Source organism: Nocardia sp. NPDC056564 (assembly GCF_042793755.1).
Lineage (GTDB): Bacteria > Actinomycetota > Actinomycetes > Mycobacteriales > Mycobacteriaceae > Nocardia.
Genome location: NZ_JBHTUR010000001.1, coordinates 324,763 through 340,673 on the forward strand (window position 1 = coordinate 324,763; position 15,911 = coordinate 340,673).

General features: G+C 67.1%; 15 protein-coding genes. 8 read left to right on the forward strand and 7 right to left on the reverse strand.

What is annotated here, in order from left to right:
- Window positions 1-166: 166 nt before the first annotated feature.
- Both ACFQ9K_RS01610 and ACFQ9K_RS01615 read left to right on the forward strand, forming a co-directional pair.
- Window positions 167-658, forward strand: a complete 492-nt coding sequence (locus ACFQ9K_RS01610; protein WP_378726283.1) for a C40 family peptidase — start codon at window positions 167-169, stop codon at window positions 656-658.
- Between the two features lie 149 nt (window positions 659-807).
- The gene (locus tag ACFQ9K_RS01615) at window positions 808-1,389 is read left to right on the forward strand and encodes a TerD family protein (protein ID WP_378726285.1); all 582 of its coding nucleotides are present in this window, start codon (window positions 808-810) and stop codon (window positions 1,387-1,389) included.
- Window positions 1,390-1,392: 3 nt separating this feature from the next.
- On the opposite strand, the gene ACFQ9K_RS01620 is transcribed toward ACFQ9K_RS01615, so the two are convergent.
- Both ACFQ9K_RS01620 and ACFQ9K_RS01625 read right to left on the reverse strand, forming a co-directional pair.
- Window positions 1,393-2,049 (reverse strand): serine protease, encoded by a 657-nt coding sequence (locus ACFQ9K_RS01620; protein ID WP_378726279.1) that lies wholly within the window; start codon window positions 2,047-2,049, stop codon window positions 1,393-1,395.
- Window positions 2,050-2,197: 148 nt separating this feature from the next.
- Window positions 2,198-4,228, reverse strand: coding sequence for a M3 family metallopeptidase (locus ACFQ9K_RS01625; protein WP_378982664.1), 2,031 nt, complete (start codon window positions 4,226-4,228; stop codon window positions 2,198-2,200).
- Between the two features lie 136 nt (window positions 4,229-4,364).
- Here ACFQ9K_RS01625 and ACFQ9K_RS01630 point away from each other — a divergent pair, with 136 nt between their 5' ends.
- Window positions 4,365-5,462, forward strand: a complete 1,098-nt coding sequence (locus ACFQ9K_RS01630; protein ID WP_378720997.1) for a hypothetical protein — start codon at window positions 4,365-4,367, stop codon at window positions 5,460-5,462.
- Between the two features lie 10 nt (window positions 5,463-5,472).
- Here ACFQ9K_RS01630 and ACFQ9K_RS01635 read toward each other — a convergent pair whose 3' ends face one another.
- Window positions 5,473-5,709: a helix-turn-helix domain-containing protein gene (locus ACFQ9K_RS01635; protein ID WP_378720998.1), complete on the reverse strand. Its 237-nt coding sequence runs from the start codon at window positions 5,707-5,709 to the stop codon at window positions 5,473-5,475.
- An 89-nt stretch (window positions 5,710-5,798) separates the two neighbouring features.
- Entirely contained in the window at window positions 5,799-6,341 is a 543-nt protein-coding gene (locus ACFQ9K_RS01640) for a type II toxin-antitoxin system RelE/ParE family toxin (RefSeq protein WP_378721003.1), read from the reverse strand.
- Between the two features lie 247 nt (window positions 6,342-6,588).
- Here ACFQ9K_RS01640 and ACFQ9K_RS01645 point away from each other — a divergent pair, with 247 nt between their 5' ends.
- The 4 genes from ACFQ9K_RS01645 (at window position 6,589) to ACFQ9K_RS01660 (ending at window position 12,527) form a co-directional block, all read left to right on the forward strand.
- Window positions 6,589-8,544, forward strand: coding sequence for a nitrate- and nitrite sensing domain-containing protein (locus tag ACFQ9K_RS01645; protein ID WP_378721004.1), 1,956 nt, complete (start codon window positions 6,589-6,591; stop codon window positions 8,542-8,544).
- Between the two features lie 140 nt (window positions 8,545-8,684).
- Window positions 8,685-9,098: an MmpS family transport accessory protein gene (locus ACFQ9K_RS01650; RefSeq protein ID WP_378721005.1), complete on the forward strand. Its 414-nt coding sequence runs from the start codon at window positions 8,685-8,687 to the stop codon at window positions 9,096-9,098.
- Between the two features lie 50 nt (window positions 9,099-9,148).
- Window positions 9,149-12,010 carry an RND family transporter gene (locus ACFQ9K_RS01655; protein ID WP_378721023.1) on the forward strand — a complete coding sequence of 954 codons (2,862 nt, stop codon included), beginning with the start codon at window positions 9,149-9,151 and terminating at the stop codon, window positions 12,008-12,010.
- A 13-nt stretch (window positions 12,011-12,023) separates the two neighbouring features.
- The gene (locus ACFQ9K_RS01660) at window positions 12,024-12,527 is read left to right on the forward strand and encodes a metallophosphoesterase family protein (protein ID WP_378721006.1); all 504 of its coding nucleotides are present in this window, start codon (window positions 12,024-12,026) and stop codon (window positions 12,525-12,527) included.
- 3 nt (window positions 12,528-12,530) lie between these two features.
- On the opposite strand, the gene ACFQ9K_RS01665 is transcribed toward ACFQ9K_RS01660, so the two are convergent.
- A complete protein-coding gene (locus ACFQ9K_RS01665; RefSeq protein ID WP_378721007.1) occupies window positions 12,531-13,247 on the reverse strand; it encodes a spermidine synthase in 717 nt (238 codons plus the stop codon).
- Between the two features lie 147 nt (window positions 13,248-13,394).
- On the opposite strand from ACFQ9K_RS01665, the gene ACFQ9K_RS01670 reads away from it, so the two are divergent.
- Complete coding sequence (locus ACFQ9K_RS01670) at window positions 13,395-13,673, forward strand: hypothetical protein (protein ID WP_378721008.1); 279 nt, start codon at window positions 13,395-13,397, stop codon at window positions 13,671-13,673.
- A gap of 62 nt (window positions 13,674-13,735) precedes the next feature.
- On the opposite strand, the gene ACFQ9K_RS01675 is transcribed toward ACFQ9K_RS01670, so the two are convergent.
- Both ACFQ9K_RS01675 and ACFQ9K_RS01680 read right to left on the reverse strand, forming a co-directional pair.
- The gene (locus ACFQ9K_RS01675) at window positions 13,736-14,755 is read right to left on the reverse strand and encodes an alpha/beta hydrolase (protein WP_378721009.1); all 1,020 of its coding nucleotides are present in this window, start codon (window positions 14,753-14,755) and stop codon (window positions 13,736-13,738) included.
- A gap of 325 nt (window positions 14,756-15,080) precedes the next feature.
- The gene (locus ACFQ9K_RS01680) at window positions 15,081-15,749 is read right to left on the reverse strand and encodes a lysophospholipid acyltransferase family protein (RefSeq protein ID WP_378721010.1); all 669 of its coding nucleotides are present in this window, start codon (window positions 15,747-15,749) and stop codon (window positions 15,081-15,083) included.
- Window positions 15,750-15,911: the final 162 nt, after the last annotated feature.

A 15,911-nucleotide genomic window follows, 5' to 3' on the forward strand; every position in this document is an offset into this window, starting at 1 on the left:
TGGCTTGCGGATCCGATGGAATCACAAACACCCGGTGTTCTCGAAATCCATTCAAGGTTCGGTGAGCTGTTTCGCACCGGGCCGACGGAGGTCGGAGGAACGCAGCATGACATCCATCGATGTGGTTCGGCATCATCGCTCTGAGCTGGGCACAATCTACCGCGCCATGACGATACTGGTCGTCGCGACCGCGGCGACGAGTTCCCTTCTGCTGTCCGCCGCGCCGGCTCCGGCCCGCCCGCTCGGGCTGCCCGACAGCGGAAGCGCAGAAATTCCCGGCGACGTCCCTATTCCGGACAATTCCGATATGCGGAATTCGGTCGGCGAGCGCGCGTTCGACGCCGCCCGCGCCAAACTCGGCGCACCCTACGGCTCCGGCGCGGCCGGGCCCGACGTCTTCGACTGCTCCGGATTGGTGCAGTGGGCCTACCGGCGAGCGGGCCGCGACGTGCCGCGCACCAGTGGCGAACAACTCGCCGTCGGCACCCCGGTGGCGCAGGGCGAACTGCGCGTCGGCGACCTCGTCTCGTTCTACGGCGGCGGCCACTCCGGCCTCTACGCGGGCAACGGCAGCGTCATCCACGCCGGAACCGAAAGCACCGGCGTCGAACTGGCGCCGCTGTCGTCCATGCCGTTCGCGGGCGCGCGACGATTCTGAATTCGCGGCGAAGCGGACGATTGAATCCGCGATGCGCGGGGTACGCGGCCGGTGACGGGCTGTAGCGGACTGGTCGGCACGACCTAGGCTGAGCCCGAGCATGTTTCGAGTTCGATAGGCGTTGCGGTAGCTGGATACCGTGGTCGCCCCTGAGAAAGGGGACACGGTTGTCCTTTCCGCTACAGAATCCGGATGGCACCCTGCCCGAGCACGTCGCGGTCTCGCTGGGCTGGGATCCGTCCGACCAGAGCCTGTGGGTCGATGTCGACGGCACCGTCACCCCCGGCAGCCGGATCGACTTGAACTCGGCGGCATTGCTTTTCGCCGGCGAGGTCCTGTTCGACGCGGTCTACCACGAACAACTGGTCTCCCGCGACGGATCGGTCGCACACAGCGGAGACAGCCCGACGGGTGACGGCGCCGGCGACAACGAGGTGATCACCGTCGACCTGGCGCGGATGGCGCCGGAGGTGACGACGGTGATGTTCCTCGTGACCTCGTACTCGGGGCAGAGTTTCGCGCAGATCGACAACGCGTACTTCCGCCTGCTCGATACCACCTCCGGCGTCGAGATCACCCGCTACGTGCTGAGCGGCGGCCCGCACACCGGGCTGGCGATGGGCAAACTCGTTCGCACACCGCAGTGTTGGTACTTCGTCGGGATCGGCGAGGGGATCTATGCCCACCATGTCGTCGAGGCGGTCCCGCAGATGGCGCGATTCCTCGCCTAGGCGTCACAGCGGTCGGTACCCGGCGCCGATCTCGCCGCGCGCGTTCAGGTCGTTCATGATCGTGCTGATGTTGGTGCCGACCTCCGGTCCGAAGCAGCCGACGCCGAGATAGGCGTTCACCATGCCGACCAGGGTGCTGCCGATCACCACCGGTGCGCCGGAATCGCCCTTCATCACGCACATCTGGGTCCAGGTCTCGGTGGCGGTCGCGCGCACATCGCCCCAGACCACGCCGCAACTCGTCCCGCTGGTGCTGCCGCGCTTGCACACGATCGCCGGGAACTGGGCGGGCCCGCCCAGCTCGGTGATGGTGGTGCCGCCGACATGATTCACCGGAGTCACTCGCTGCTCGTCGAATTCGATGACCGCGTAGTCCAGGGTGTGGTCGGTGTAGGCGAACCGGCCCACCTCCGCACCGGCCGGATCGCCCTCCATCACCACGGTGGCACCGGGCGCTCCGCAGTGGCCCGCGGTCAAGCCGACCAGCCGCTGGGCGTTGTCCCGGCCGATGGTGGTCAGGGTGCACCCGACCCGCGAGTCGACCAGGATTCCGGAACCGCCGCCGACGGTCGGCGCCGCCTCTGCTGTGGCGGAGGGTGTTCCGAGTAGCGCGGCGGCGGAAGCGGCGGCGAAGACGAGTGCGGTTCGTGACACGAGCATGACTCCTCTGGATCGAACTCCCGGAACCGGCCGGCCGGGTCTTTCGCGAGATTCCCGAGTCGAGCGTTTCCAAACAGGCTACGCCGCAATTGAATTCGCCCGGTGGTCGATCGAGGTCGAGCGCCGCCGCATTCCTCCCTGACCTGCGTCAGTCGATCAGTCCGCGCCTGGTGAGCAACGGCTCGATCTCCGGTGCCCGCCCGCGGAAGGATTCGAAGGCGGCCAGGGGGTCCACCGAGCCGCCGCGGGAGAGCAGTTCGCGGCGGAAGACCGTGCCCTTCTCCCGGATCGACGCGGCGCCGTCGTCGAACCAGTCGACGGTGTCCGCGTCCAGCACCTCGCTCCAGATGTAGGAGTAGTAGCCTGCGGCGTATCCGCCCGCGAAGATGTGCGCGAAGTAGCCGGTCCGGTAGCGCGGCGGGATCGCCTCGAGCGCGAGACCCGCCTTGCGCAGCGCCTCCTCCTCGAACGCCTCGGCGTCCACGCCGGCCAGCGCTTCGGCTCCGGGAACCCGGTGCCAGGCCCAGTCCAGCAGTGCCGCGCCGAGGTATTCGACGGTGCGGAAGCCCTCGCCGAACCGTTCGGCGGCGGTCATCCGCTCGACCAGCTCGGCGGGCATCTGCTCGCCGGTGTCGATGTGGCGGGCGTAATTTGCCAGCACCTGCGGGTGCGCCATCCACATCTCGTTGACCTGCGAGGGGAACTCGACGAAGTCGCGGGGCACCTCGGTGCCGGAGAAGAACGGGAAGCGCACGTCGGAGAACAGCCCGTGCAGCGCGTGGCCGAACTCGTGGAAGAGTGTCCGGACGTTGTCCCAGGTCAGCAGGGCCGGTTCGCCGGCGGGCGGCTTCACGATATTGAGGTTGTTCACCACCACCGGAAGCGTTCCCAGCAGCGTGGACTGCGCGACCAGTTCGTTCATCCAGGCACCGCCGTGCTTGGACGGGCGGGCGAAGAAGTCGCCGAGGAACAGGCCGAGCGCGCTGCCGTCCGCGTCGAACACCTCGAAGACCCGGACCTCGGGGTGGTAGCCGACCAGGTCGTCACGCTCGCGCAGGGTGATGCCGTAGACCAGTTCGGCGGCGTAGAACACGCCGTCGCGCAGGACCCGCTCGAGTTCGAAGTAGGGGCGCAGTGCGTCGGCGTCGACCGAGAAGCGCTCGGCGCGCACCCGCTGCGACCAGAACTGCCAGTCCCAGGAGCGGAGTTCGCCCTGCATCGCGGAGGCCAGCTCGGCTGCCTCGCGTTGCGCGTTGGCCACGGCGGGCGGGACCAGACGGCCGAGCATCTCTCCCACCCGCTCGGGGGTCTGCGCGGTCTGGTCGGCGACCGCGTAGGCCGCGTGGTCCGAATAACCGAGCAGCGCGGCGCGTTCGGCGCGCAGGGCGGCGATCCGGACGGCGAGGTGGCCGTTGTCGATGTCCGCGGTGAACCCGCGGCGCAGCGAGGCCTCCATCACGCGACGGCGTACGTCGCGGTCCGCCAGCTCGGCCAGAACGGGCTGGTTGGAGACGTTCTGCAAACTCAATGCCCACGCGCCTTCGCGCCCCATCGATCGGGCGTTCTCGGCGGCGGCGGTCACCGCCGCGGGGCTGAGCCCGGCCAATTCGTCCGCGCTGTCCAGCACGACCGTGGCGGCGTTCCTGGCGGCCACGTTGTGCTGCCCGAACTCGGTGGTCGCCGCCGCGATCTCGGTATTGAGCTCGCGCAACCGGGCCTGGCCCTCGGCATCCAGCCCGGCGCCGGCCCGGACGAACCGGAGGTGATACTGCTCGATCAGCCGCAGCTCCTCGGCGTCCAGGTTCAGCTCGGCGCGGCGCCGATACAGCGACTCGATCCTGGCGAACAGCGCGGGATCGAGGTGGATGGCGTCGCGGTGCGCGGCCAGCTTCGGCGACATCCGCGCCTCGATGGCGTCGGTGCCCGGGCTGGAATCCGAGGACGCGATGTTGAAGAAGACATTCGACACCCGGGTGAGCAACGCGCCCGATCGTTCCAGCGCGACGACGGTGTCGGCGAACGTCGGCTCGCCGTCGAGGGCGGTGATCGCGGCGACCTCGGCCAGTTGCTCGGCCATGCCGCGTTCGAACGCGGGCTCGTAGTGCTGTTCGTCGATCTCGGCGAACGGGGGCAACTGGTAGGGCAGCGGGCTGCGCTCGAAGAACGGGTTGCTCGTCATATCTGAACCCTATGCCGGATCGACGCACGCCGATGTGGGGATTGCGCCGCGCGGCGCCTGGGGTTGCTGGGATGCTGATTGTTCCAACACGTTTCGCATCTGCAGCGGCATCGCACCGGGGCGAGAGGGGAGCGGCATGGGGGACACGGGTCACGCCTTCGATGAACTCACCGGGCGGATCGACCGACCGGGCGTGTTGTTTCCGCTGCCGTTGGTCGCGCCGGGTGATCGGGATCCGAACGCGGTCGAATTCGCCACCGTCCTGCGGAACGTGCGGTTCGAACTGCTGCGGCGGCGCGAGTACGCGGCGCTGGATCGGTTGCTCGAACAGGTCGCGCGGCGGGCGCGCGTGGTCGGCGATCGCGACCTCGCCGACCTGGCCCGGCTGCTGCTGCGGCACAACCGCTGGTTGACCGGCCGATTCGAGCGGTCCGAAGACCTGCTGACCAGTGGATCCACGGTCGGCACCTGGGCCGCACTGGACGATGTCTTCAGCGGTTTCTACGCGAACACGCTCGGCCGTTTCGCCGAATCCATGCGGCGCCTGCGCCGGGTCGAGCGGGCCGGCGCCGAGCAGCGTCGCGCCGCCGAGTTCTTCGTCGGCCTCGATCTGCGACTCGTGTGCACGGCCTGGAAGTTCTGGAACCGCGGCGAACTGAACGACTACGCGGGCATGAACGCCGACTCCGGCCTCCTCGACGAGGTGTGCGGCAAACGCTATCCCGGCGCCGGGCAATCGCGAGCGCAGCTGCTGCTCGCGGCCGGCACGTTCTACCTGCACCACCGCAACTACGTGCTCGCCGATCGCTACCTCACCGGCAGCCTCGACGCCTCCAGCGGCACCACCAGCCGCCTGTATCCGCGCATCGCCTCCGCCCTGGCCCTGTGCCGCCACCACCAGGGCGACGACCACGCCGGCGACGCCTACTACCAGCAGGCCGCCGCCGGCCTCCCCGAACACTTCGGCCCCACCGGCTGGCAGCTGCGCCTCGTCGCCTACCAGCGCATGCTCGGCGACACCGACCGAGCCCTGGCCCTCACCCAGCGCATCCGCACCGAAACCGAATCCAAACACGAAGTCGTCCACAACATCTGGGCCCGCCTCTACGAACTCGACCTCCGCGACGAACTCCACCTCGCCTCCCCCGCCGCCTGGCAACTCCTGGACGAAGCCGGCCACCACACCATGACCCGAGCCTGCGACTACATCCTCGAACGCCAACGCTGCGCCTAGTCCGAGGCGGCTACGCCGCGTTGGTATGCGGTGTGAAACTGACCTGCGCGTCATCCTCGTCGATCGCGATGTTCAGCGAAGCGTCCAGCGCGCGTGCGAGTTTCGCGAGCAGCGGGAGAGTGGGGACTGCGTCGGACCCCTCGATCCGGGAGATCTTCGCCTGCGTCAGTCCCGCGCGGTCCGCGAGTTCGGTCTGGGTCAACCCGAGCTCGGTACGGCGGAGGTAGACGGCTTCGGCCAACGCCATCGCCAGTCGGATACCTTGCCGAACCTCGGTGACGACCTCGGATTCGACCTGTTCACGATCATTTCGCCTAGTCCATCGACTGTGTGTCATCACAGCTCTCCCTTATCGATCACGCGAACGAATGCATCGTGAGCGGGGCCATGCTCTGCCTCGCACACCATTCGTGCTTGGATGGCCCGCTTCACTTCAGCGTCCTCCCGGTCTTTGGTCTTGCGGAATGTCGTGAGCAACACGATGGTGCGATCGGACCGAAACCAGTAGGTGATCCTGGTGGCGGCCCCATCGAGGGTTGGTCGTAGCTCACGGACACCTTCGCCTAGGTGACGTGCGAATGGTTCGCCCAGCGTTGTCGCACGCTCGGCGAGCAGACCTACGTATTCGTCAACTTTGAGGAAGTGCTTCGCAGGCAGCAACTCCAACCAGTCCCGCACTTCTGGCTCGATCTCGATCGAGTACAGCGGATTCACCTCAGCAGTGTATATGTCGTCGGCGACATACACGTGCATCGCTCCTCGGTGGGCGGACTGCAACCGGTGCTCAATGGGGATCGGCACATCGCGGACGGCGTGGGCGGCCACAGTCGAGCAGGCGGCCTCACAGTCATCGATCCGCTGCTGTGAGGTTGTCGACATCTCGAAAAGGGTTGATTACCAGCGTGTTTAGAAATGTAACCGATGCCCTGTTTGTCCTGTTTTTGCGTTGACAGGGAGTGGGGGTGGGCGGAGGCTGCTGCTGACTTTCCGTGTGCTCGGTGTGGGGCGATCGCGGTGTCGATCAGAGGAGCAGGTTGTGCGTTTGCCTCAGCGTTCGGAAATTCTCGGTGGTAGGGCGGAAGTCGTTACCGGGCTTGGTGTCGGACCCGCGCGGGCGGGCGGCGGGATGGTGCGGCCGCGCACTATTCGGGGACAGCTGAGCCGGATTCTGATTCTCTCCCTGGTCCTGGTATCCGTGCTGCTCGGGGTGATCGTGGTCCGCGAAGTCGGGTCGTATCGGCAGAGCGGTGAGACCGTGGACGGGGTTTCGCTGGCGCTGGCCGTACAGGACCTGGTGCAGGAGGTGCAGCGCGAGCGCGGGCTGAGCAACGGTCTGCTCGGCGGTGATGCCCGGCTGGAGCGCCCGGTCGCCGATCAGCGGGTGCATACCGATCGGGCGTTGAACGCGCTCGAAACGGGTATCGGCGATACGCCCGGTGCGGCCGAATTGCACACGGCGCTGGACAGATTCGCGACCCTGACGACCATCCGCTGGCAGATCGACGGCCGCCAGATCAGCAGGCAGGTGGCCTTCAAGTTCTATACCGACGGCATCACCGTGCTGAATCGGCTGACGCTCGGCCTCGATTCGGCGCGGGACGCGCAGGTGCGGCACGGCCTGCGCGCGCTCTACGCGCTGGGGGACACGAAGGAGCAGACCGCCAAGGAGCGCGGCTTCCTCAACGGCGTCTTCGCCGCCGACGAGTTCCGGGCCGACGAGTACGGGCAGTTCCAGGAGATCCGCGCCGCCAAGACGGCCGCCCTCGCGGCGTTCGCGCGCGAGGCCACCGCCCGGCAGCAGCGCCTGCTCGATGCCGCGCTGCGCAGCGAAAATGCCACCAAGGCAACGGAATCGGAACAGATCGCGATCGCGTCCTACGCCGGGCCGCTGGTGCGTTCGGTGGATCCGGTGACCTGGTGGGCGCAGATGACGGCGGTCATCGATGAGCAGCGCCGGGTGCAGCAGGCGATCGGCGATGACGTGCGGCAGCGTGCGGAGGTGTTGCGCAAGCATGCCGCGTTCATCCTCGGCGGCGTCCTGCTCGCGGCGCTGATCGCCGTAATCGCCGAGGTGACAATGGTTTTCGTCAGCGTGCGGGCGATCGTGCGTCCGCTCGTCGTGCTGGCCGACGACGCCGACGACGTCGCGGATCGCCGACTGCCCGGCATCATCGCGGCCTGGCACGCCTCCGACGAATCGCAGCCGCCCGCACCCGAGCCGGTTCGGGCCGCGGCCGGCGCGAGTACCGAGATCTCCGCTCTGGCAGCGGCTTTGGACGGCGTGCAGCGCACCGCGTTCACGTTGGCCTCGGAGCAGGCGCAGGTCCGGCGCAACACCGTCGAGTCGCTGGGCAACCTCGCGCGCCGCAACCAGAACCTGGTTCGCCGCCAGCTCAGCCTGATCAGCGAGTTCGAGCGCGCGGAACTCGATCCGCAGGGCCTGGCCAACCTGTTCGAACTCGACCACCTCGCCACCCGCATGCGCCGCAACGCGGAGAACCTGCTGGTGCTCGTCGGCGAGTCCAGCCCGCGGCGCTGGGCCGAGCCGATCCCGCTCTCCGACGTGATCCGGGCCGGCCTGTCCGAGGTGGACGACTATCACCCCGTGGTCGTGCACCGAATCGATGAGGTCGCGATCGTCGGCGGTGTGGTCACCGCGCTCGCGCACATGCTCGCCGAACTGATCGAGAACGGACTCGCCTTCTCCCCGCCGGATCTCGAGGTGGAGATCTACGGCCGGATGCTGCCGACCGGATACCTGCTCGCGGTCGTCGACCACGGCATCGGCATGTCCGCGGACCGGCTGGCCGAGGCCAACGCCCGGCTGCGCGGGGAGCAGGACTTCGTCGTCGCCCCGACCCGCTATCTCGGGCACTACGTGGTCGGGCGGTTGGCGCGGCGCCTCGGCATCCAGGTCGAGTTGAACGCGTCGCCGGTCAGCGGGATCGTCGCGCGATTGCACCTGCCCGCGGACATCATCGCGGGCGGGCGGGAGGCCGCGGCACCCGGCGAGCAACCCGTCGACGCGCTGCCCGCTGGTGTCGAGGGTCACCTGCCCGGTGGGTTGAGTTTGCAGCGCTGATTCCCCGGATTCAGGCCGAACGGCCTGGTCAAAGCTCTGCCACCGTTATGCGTTATGCCATATTGCCTAACCGCAATTGTGTCTGTTACCGTGCGTCACGGCAATATACCGCTGGCGACGAAACAGATAGCGGAGAAGTCATGAAGAGTGCCTGGATATACGGCGTCGTATTCCTGGTTCTGGGTGTGACCGCGATATTCATCGGGCGGTTGCGACTGAGCGAAATACCGGACCTGGCGATCGGGCATTCGAGCCCATCCCCGATGCTCGGCCGCCCGACGGAGAAGGTCGTCGACTACGAGATCGACGGGCCGAACGGGACGTCGGTGCGGCTGTCGTATCTGGACGCGCAGGGCAACGTCAAGGACGTCTCGGCCGCCCTGCCGTGGCGGACCTCGCTGCGCACGCCGCGGCTGACCCTGCCGACCGGCGTCGTCGCGCAATCGGACGCCGACCAGGTCTCGTGCCGGATTCTCATCGACGGCAAGCCCCGTGACGCGCAGGTGTCGAACGGCCGGTTCGCCGCGGTCAACTGCTCGGTGCCGGTGTCGTGAACGAGCGGACGACGCGGGCCTCGATCCGGATGCGCGAGTTGCTCGTCCGGATGCGCGCCGAACTGTCGATCCCGTTCGACCGGACGTCGGCCCGCCGCGCGCCGGGGCGTCCGTTATCGGCGCGGTTGCTCTACATGTTCTCGCTGCCCATCATCGCGGTGTGGTTGCTGCTCGCCGGCGGTTTGAATCTGTTTGTCCCCCAACTGGAGACAGTGGTGAACGGGCACGCCGAGTCCTTTCTGCCGGATGCGGCGTCCTCGGTGCAGGCGATCGTCAAGATGGGCAACTCCTTCGGCGGGGCGGGGACGAACAACTTCGTCTACGTGCTGCTCGAGGGAGACGCGCCGCTCGGCGACGACGCGCACCGCTACTACACGACGCTGCTCGACCGGTTGATTCAGGACAAGAAGCACGTCAACTCGGCGATGGACCTGTGGTCCAACCCGAATTTCGCTCCGGCGAGCGAGAGTTCGGACGGGAAAGTGTCGTACGTGCTGCTCAACCTCGCCGGGAACATGGGCACGGCCCTGGCCATGGAGTCCACGCAGGCGGCGCGGGACATCATCGCCGACACCGCGCCACCGCCGGGCATCACCGTGCATCTGACGGGTCCGTCCGCGGTGGTCAACGACGAACTCGTCGCGATCAACGATTCGATGGTGCTGCTCATCGTCGTGTGCGCCGGGCTGGTCGGCGCGGTTCTGCTGTGCGTCTACCGATCGCCGATCACGGTGGCGATGCCGTTGCTCACCGTCGGAATGGGTTTGGCGGTGGCGCGACCCGTGGTGGCCTATCTCGGCGAGCACCAGGTGATCGGCGTCTCGATCTTCGCGTCCGCGTTATTGGCGGTGATCGTGCTCGGCGCCGGTACGAATTACGGCATCTTCCTGCTCGGTCGCTATCAGGAGGCGCGGCGTGCGGGTGAAGATCCGGAGACGGCGTATTACACAGCGCTGCACGGGGTTCTGCACATCATCGTGGCGTCGGGGTTGACCGTGGCCGGGGCGACCGCCTGCATGTCCATCACTCGCCTCGCGATCTTCAGCACCTCTGGCCTGCCGTGCACGATCGCCGTAAGCGTCACGCTCGCAGCGGCCTTGACGCTCGGCCCGGCGCTGCTTGCGCTCGGCAGCCGGCTCGGGTTCCTGGAGCCGCGTCCGCAATCGTCGCAGCGCCGGTGGCGGCGCATCGCGACCGCCGTGGTGCGCTGGCCGGGGCCGGTGCTCGCGGCCGGCCTCACCGTGCTGGTCATCGCGATACTCGTGCTGCCTACCTTCCGGCCCAGCTTCAACGAACGCATCGCCCAGCCGAGCGATTCGCCGGCGAACCTGGGCATCGCCGCGGCCGATCGGCATCTGCCGCCGAACATCATGTCGCCCAGCATGTTTCTGGTCGAATCCGATCACGATCTGCGCAATCCCGCGGATCTGATCGCGCTGGCGAAGCTGACCAATGCGGTGGCGCAGGTGCCCGGAGTCAGTGCGGTTCAAGGCATTACCCGGCCGCTGACCACTCCGCTGGAAGAGGGCACGCTGACCAACCAGGCGGGCTACATCGGCAACCGCTTCACCCAGTTGAAGAGCATGCTCACGCCGCGGCTCGACGATCTGACCGGGTTGGCCGGGCGGATCGACCAGTTGAATCTCACGATCAACGGGGTGCGGCGGGCGCTCGACACCGGCGAGCAGGGATTCGATCAGGTCAACGGCAGTGCCGCCGCGTTGCAGTCGGCCGTGGGCGGGGTGGTCGAGAAGCTGAACTCGCTGCGCGATACCGCCGGGCCGGCCAGGCAATTCGTGAGCGCGATCCCGAATTGCCAAGACGTCCGCGCCTGCCAGGCCGCGGTCACCGGGTTCTCGTTGTTCGATGACGTGGGCCGGCTGGACAGCACGGTCGACGGACTCGTGAGCGGCGTTCGCGCTGCCTCGCAAGCACTTCCGCAGCTCGGAGACCAGATCGCGAGCCTGCAAGGGTTCATCACCCAGGTCACCGGCGTGCTCGCGCCGTTGCAGGGCACGCTCAGCATCCTGCTCCCGCAGATATCGGAGATCACTCAGTTCCTGGACGAGGTCAGCCGGGGCTTCACCGCGGGCGATCCCAACGGGTTCTTCTTCCTGCCGAGTCAGGCGTTCGACAGTCCGTTGTTCAAAAGCGCTCTGCCGTACTTCTTTTCGCCGGACGGCAAGGTGACGCGGATGGTGATCACGCCGCAGATGGAGGGGTTCAGCCGGGAGGCCATGGAGCTGAGCGCCAAGATCATTCCGGTGTCGTTGCAGGCGATGAAGGGGACGTCGCTGGCGGGCAGCACGGTCAGTGTCGGCGGGCCCGGTGGCACGCTGCTCAATATCGAGGCATTCGCTCGTGAAGACTTCATCACCAGCGTGGTCGCGGCGTTCGCGTTCGTGTTCTGTGTGGTGCTGATTCTGTTGCGTAGTCTGGTCGCGGCGGTGGCCGTGATCGGCACCGTGGCGCTGTCGTATCTGTCCGCCCTGGGGCTGACTGTCCTGATCTGGCAACACATCATCGGTAATCCGTTGCACTGGTCGGTCGCACCGGTGTCGTTCATCTTCCTGGTTGCCGTTGGCGCGGACTACAACATGCTGCTGGTGAGCAGATTCAAGGAAGAGCTCTCGGCCGGCATCAATACCGGGATCATCCGGTCGATGGTCAATACCGGCGGGGTGGTCACGACCGCGGGGCTCGTGTTCGGCGTGACGATGTTCGCCATGCTGGTCAGTTACGCGCACAACATCGCGCAGATCGGCACCACCGTCGGTATCGGGCTCTTTCTGGACACGCTCATCGTCCGGTCGTTCGTCGTGCCGACGATCGCGGCGCTGACCGGGCGCTGGTTCTGGTGGCCGATCAATATCCTTCGGCTGCGTCGACCCTCGGCAGTCGAATCCGCGTGATACACCGGACGGTATGCGGCTGCTGATCATCTCCGACACCCACGTGCCCGTGCGTGCGCGGGATATGCCGGAGCGGCTGTGGGGCGAGGTGGATGCCGCCGATGTGGTCGTGCACGCGGGGGACTGGGTCGAGGTGGAGCTGCTCGATCGGCTCGCGGCGCGCAGTCGGCGGCTGATCGGCGTGTACGGCAACAATGACGGACCGGCGCTGCGGGCCCGGCTGCCCGAGATCGCCAGGGTCGAATTGGCCGGGGTTCGGTTGGCGGTGGTGCACGAGACCGGGGCGGCCACCGGGCGTGAGCGGCGATGCGCGCGGGACTTTCCGGATACCGATGTGCTGGTGTTCGGGCATAGTCATATTCCGTGGGACACGGTCGCCGACAGTGGGTTACGGCTGCTCAATCCGGGGTCCCCGACGGATCGGCGCAGACAACCCGAGCACACGTATATGACCGCGCGGATTGCCGCGGGGCGGCTGAGCGAGGTTGTGCTGCATGCCCTTCCGCGCCGTTCCTGATCTTCAGGACCGGCCGGCGAGGTAGATCGTATTGGTCGATCGGCCACGGGTCAGGGGATTGTCGAACGGGACTACCTCGGCTTCGACATCGCTGAAGACGGATTCGAGAATAGACAGGAACTGATCGTCCGGGGCGTCGTCCGACCACAGGGCGAACGTGCCGCGCGGCGCGAGGTGCGCGGACAGCGCCCGCATGCCCTCCCAGGTGTAGAACGCGGTGTGCGGTTGATGCAGGACGTGGCGGGGGGAGTGATCGATGTCGAGCAGGATCGCATCGTACGTCCGGCCAGGGCGCTCCGGATCGAACCCGGTCGTGCTCGCCGCCGCGGCGAAGAAGTCGGTGCACACAACAGAGATTCGGCTGTCCGCGGTCAAACCCGCAGTGTCAGGCAACAGGTCGCGGTTATGCCAATCGATCACCGCAGCCGAGTACTCGACCACGGTAAGACTACGAACCCTGTTGTCCCGCAACACCTCCTGCGCGGTATACCCCAACCCGAGCCCGCCGACCACCACATCCAATTCCCCACCCTCGGTCCGCGCCAACCCCAGCCGAGCAAGCTCCCGCTCCGCCACGGTGAACAAACTCGACATCAGATACTCATCCCCCAGCTTCACCTCATAAACATCAACCCCCGCCGTCCCCTCGAACCGCCGCCGCAAACTGATCTCCCCCATCCCCGTCCGCTGCCAACCCAATTCCTCGAACCGTGCACTCATCGCAGTGACGATAGGCCCTGGCCGCACGAATTCGGCCCCGACAAGCGAGAGTCACCTCGGCGAGCCGAATCGCTGTCGACGAATACGACCACGGCGACGACGATTCGGACCCGCTGTGATCGCGGACGGTCGTGCCATGATGCACCTGTGGGAGAGGTCGATGTCGAGGGGAATCTGCGGTATCTGCTGAATCAGTGGGATCCGATTGGGGTGGCGGATGTGGTGGAGGATGAGTATGACTGCTTGATTGGGCCGATTCTGACGAGGTTGGGGGCGGGGGCGGGGGCGGCTGTGGTCAGTGAGTTTCTGTGGGGGGAGCTGGAAAATCACTTCGGGTTGAGTCCGTATCACCATCGTGACCACTACGGGGTGGATTCGCTGGCGAATCGGCTCGTGGCGTGGTGGGCGGTGGTCGGCTCCGATTGAGGCCGGGACACGAAAACGGGAGGGGTCCGGTTGGACTCCCTCCCGTGAACGTGCGCGGTGGGTCAGTGCGGCAGGTTCATGCCTTGGGCGAGCAGCGGCCAGGAATCGTGCAGCGCCTGTTCCCAGTACGGCCAGTAATGGGTGCCGACGGGGTTGAACTGGTAGGTCGCCGGGATGTTCAGCGAGTCCAGCCGGTTCTTCAGGTTGTTCGTGCAGCCGTTGACCGCCGCCTCGATGATCACACCGAGGCCGAGGTTGACCGCGCCGGACGGGCCGGGCGAGCTGCCGAGGTAGTAGTTGACGTCGTCGAGCACCGGGATGCCGCTGCCGCTGGAGACGTAGAGCAGGGTGCCGCGCAGCTTCTCCGCGTTGATCACCGGGTCGTTCTCGGCCCACAGCGGGCTGTTGTCCGGACCGTACATGTTCTTGGTGTCGCCGCCGGCCCAGGTCTCGGTGGCGAGCTTCACGAACTGCTTACCCGCGGGGTCGGCGATCTGCGCGCACCCGCTGTAGGCGGCGACGGTCTTGAACAGGCCGGGCTTGGCCTCGGCCAGCTGCAGCACCGAGGTGCCGGAGGTGGACAGACCGGTCAGCGCGTTGAGCCCGGTGGATTGCAGCGTCTTGTCGAGCAGCGGGGGCAGCTCCTCGGTGAAGAACGTCCGCCACTTGTTCGTGCCGAGCGTCGGGTCGGGCTTGAGCCAGTCGGTGTAGTAGCTGCCGCGGCCGCCGATCGGCTGGATGACATTGACCGACTTGTCGGACAGCCATTCCAGCGCGTTGGTCTGGGCCTGCCAGCTGGCGGTGCCGATGCCGCCGTCGAGGCCGTTGAGCATGTAGAGGTTCGGCGCCGGCTTGGACTCGTCGGCCGGGCGCTGCACGTCGACCTGGATTTCGGTGTTCATCGCGGCCGAGTACACCTTGAGGTGCCAGGTCCGCCCCGCCTTGTCGATGGAGGTGACGGCCGAGGGCTTCGGCGGCTCGGCCGAGGCGGCCGCGCCGAGCAGGCTCACGGACAACGTAGCGGCGAGTGCGATCACGGTGGTCCGCAACGCGGCGGTGGTGCGTAGTGCGGAAATCTTCATCGGACCTGCATCTATCTAGTACTCCCTTATCGGCTGTGCGTCGAACCGGCGCGCGGGCTGCCCCAATCCCCACACAGTGCGTCTTCCGTCGAGGCGAAACCGTTACATGACAGCGCCGATCAGCGGTCGACTCTACCTCGGAATCCGGCTTCGGCGGTGCCTGCGGGCCGACCTGCTGAGGCCGACCAGGACGCCTGAATCCTAATGGGCGCAAGCGAAGTCGGTCGAGCGGACGCAGATCCCGCGAGTAACCGAGGTCACATCACCCGGCCGAGGCGCCTACCGGGCCTCGGGAAAGCTTTCCGGCGGGCGAACGACCGGGCGATCAATCAACGACGCGCAGGCCCTCGATCTGCTGACGGAGGTGGTCGAGCAGTTTTTCGGGGTCGTCGAAGTCGGCGGGGTCGATCGGGGCGCCGAAGTGGATGGTGACCCGCTGGTGGCGGTCGAAGGCGGGGCCGGTGCCGCGGGTGCGGCGCATGGGCAGGACTCGGTCGGTGCCGGTGGTGCCGACGGGGATGATCCGAACGCCGGTGGTCATGGCCAGCTTGGCGACGCCGGGTTTGTAGGGTTCGTGTTCGCCGGGGGCGACGAGGCGACCTTCGGGATAGATGAGCAGGACGCCGTTGTGCCGGAGGATCTGTTCGGCCTGGGTCAGCGCGGATCGACCGGACTCGCTGTTGCGGCGCAGCACCGGAATCTGGCCGAGCCTGCGGACCAGCCAGCCGGCCACGGGCCAGGACCAGAGCTCGGCCATGGCGATGGCGATGGCCCGCCTGCGCAGGGCGCCCCAGAGGAAGACCGCGTCCAGCATCGAGATGTGATTGCTGGCCACGATCACCGGACCGGTCTTCGGCACCACCGCGCGACCGATCACCGTCACGTGCACGACCTTCGACCAGGCGAGCGCGCGCAATACCCGGCGCACCAGTTTGGTGGTCAGCCACGCCCGTTTGCCCAGCCCCTTCGGCCGCCGTGCCGATTCCTCGTTCATCGTTTCCCCGCTGTCCGGCCGGCTCGTGTTCCCAACCCTCGTCTCAGGTTACCGATGTGCCGGGCCGTCCCCCTCGGTCGCGATATTCGCAGGAATTCGGGGCTTCACCCACGACCGCCGGTAGGGATGAATGGTTGCAGAACGAGGTGTGCAATCGGGGTC

Bases quoted from the DNA above. Each gene is read 5' to 3' on its own strand.
- ACFQ9K_RS01610 (WP_378726283.1), top strand. From the start codon at position 167: ATGACGATACTGGTCGTCGCGACCGCGGCGACGAGTTCCCTTCTGCTG.
- ACFQ9K_RS01620 (WP_378726279.1), bottom strand. From the start codon at position 2,049: ATGCTCGTGTCACGAACCGCACTCGTCTTCGCCGCCGCTTCCGCCGCC.
- ACFQ9K_RS01625 (WP_378982664.1), bottom strand. From the start codon at position 4,228: ATGACGAGCAACCCGTTCTTCGAGCGCAGCCCGCTGCCCTACCAGTTG.
- ACFQ9K_RS01630 (WP_378720997.1), top strand. From the start codon at position 4,365: ATGGGGGACACGGGTCACGCCTTCGATGAACTCACCGGGCGGATCGAC.
- ACFQ9K_RS01635 (WP_378720998.1), bottom strand. From the start codon at position 5,709: ATGGCGTTGGCCGAAGCCGTCTACCTCCGCCGTACCGAGCTCGGGTTG.
- ACFQ9K_RS01640 (WP_378721003.1), bottom strand. From the start codon at position 6,341: ATGTCGACAACCTCACAGCAGCGGATCGATGACTGTGAGGCCGCCTGC.
- ACFQ9K_RS01645 (WP_378721004.1), top strand. From the start codon at position 6,589: ATGGTGCGGCCGCGCACTATTCGGGGACAGCTGAGCCGGATTCTGATT.
- ACFQ9K_RS01650 (WP_378721005.1), top strand. From the start codon at position 8,685: ATGAAGAGTGCCTGGATATACGGCGTCGTATTCCTGGTTCTGGGTGTG.
- ACFQ9K_RS01655 (WP_378721023.1), top strand. From the start codon at position 9,149: ATGCGCGCCGAACTGTCGATCCCGTTCGACCGGACGTCGGCCCGCCGC.
- ACFQ9K_RS01660 (WP_378721006.1), top strand. From the start codon at position 12,024: ATGCGGCTGCTGATCATCTCCGACACCCACGTGCCCGTGCGTGCGCGG.
- ACFQ9K_RS01665 (WP_378721007.1), bottom strand. From the start codon at position 13,247: ATGAGTGCACGGTTCGAGGAATTGGGTTGGCAGCGGACGGGGATGGGG.
- ACFQ9K_RS01675 (WP_378721009.1), bottom strand. From the start codon at position 14,755: ATGAAGATTTCCGCACTACGCACCACCGCCGCGTTGCGGACCACCGTG.
- ACFQ9K_RS01680 (WP_378721010.1), bottom strand. From the start codon at position 15,749: ATGAACGAGGAATCGGCACGGCGGCCGAAGGGGCTGGGCAAACGGGCG.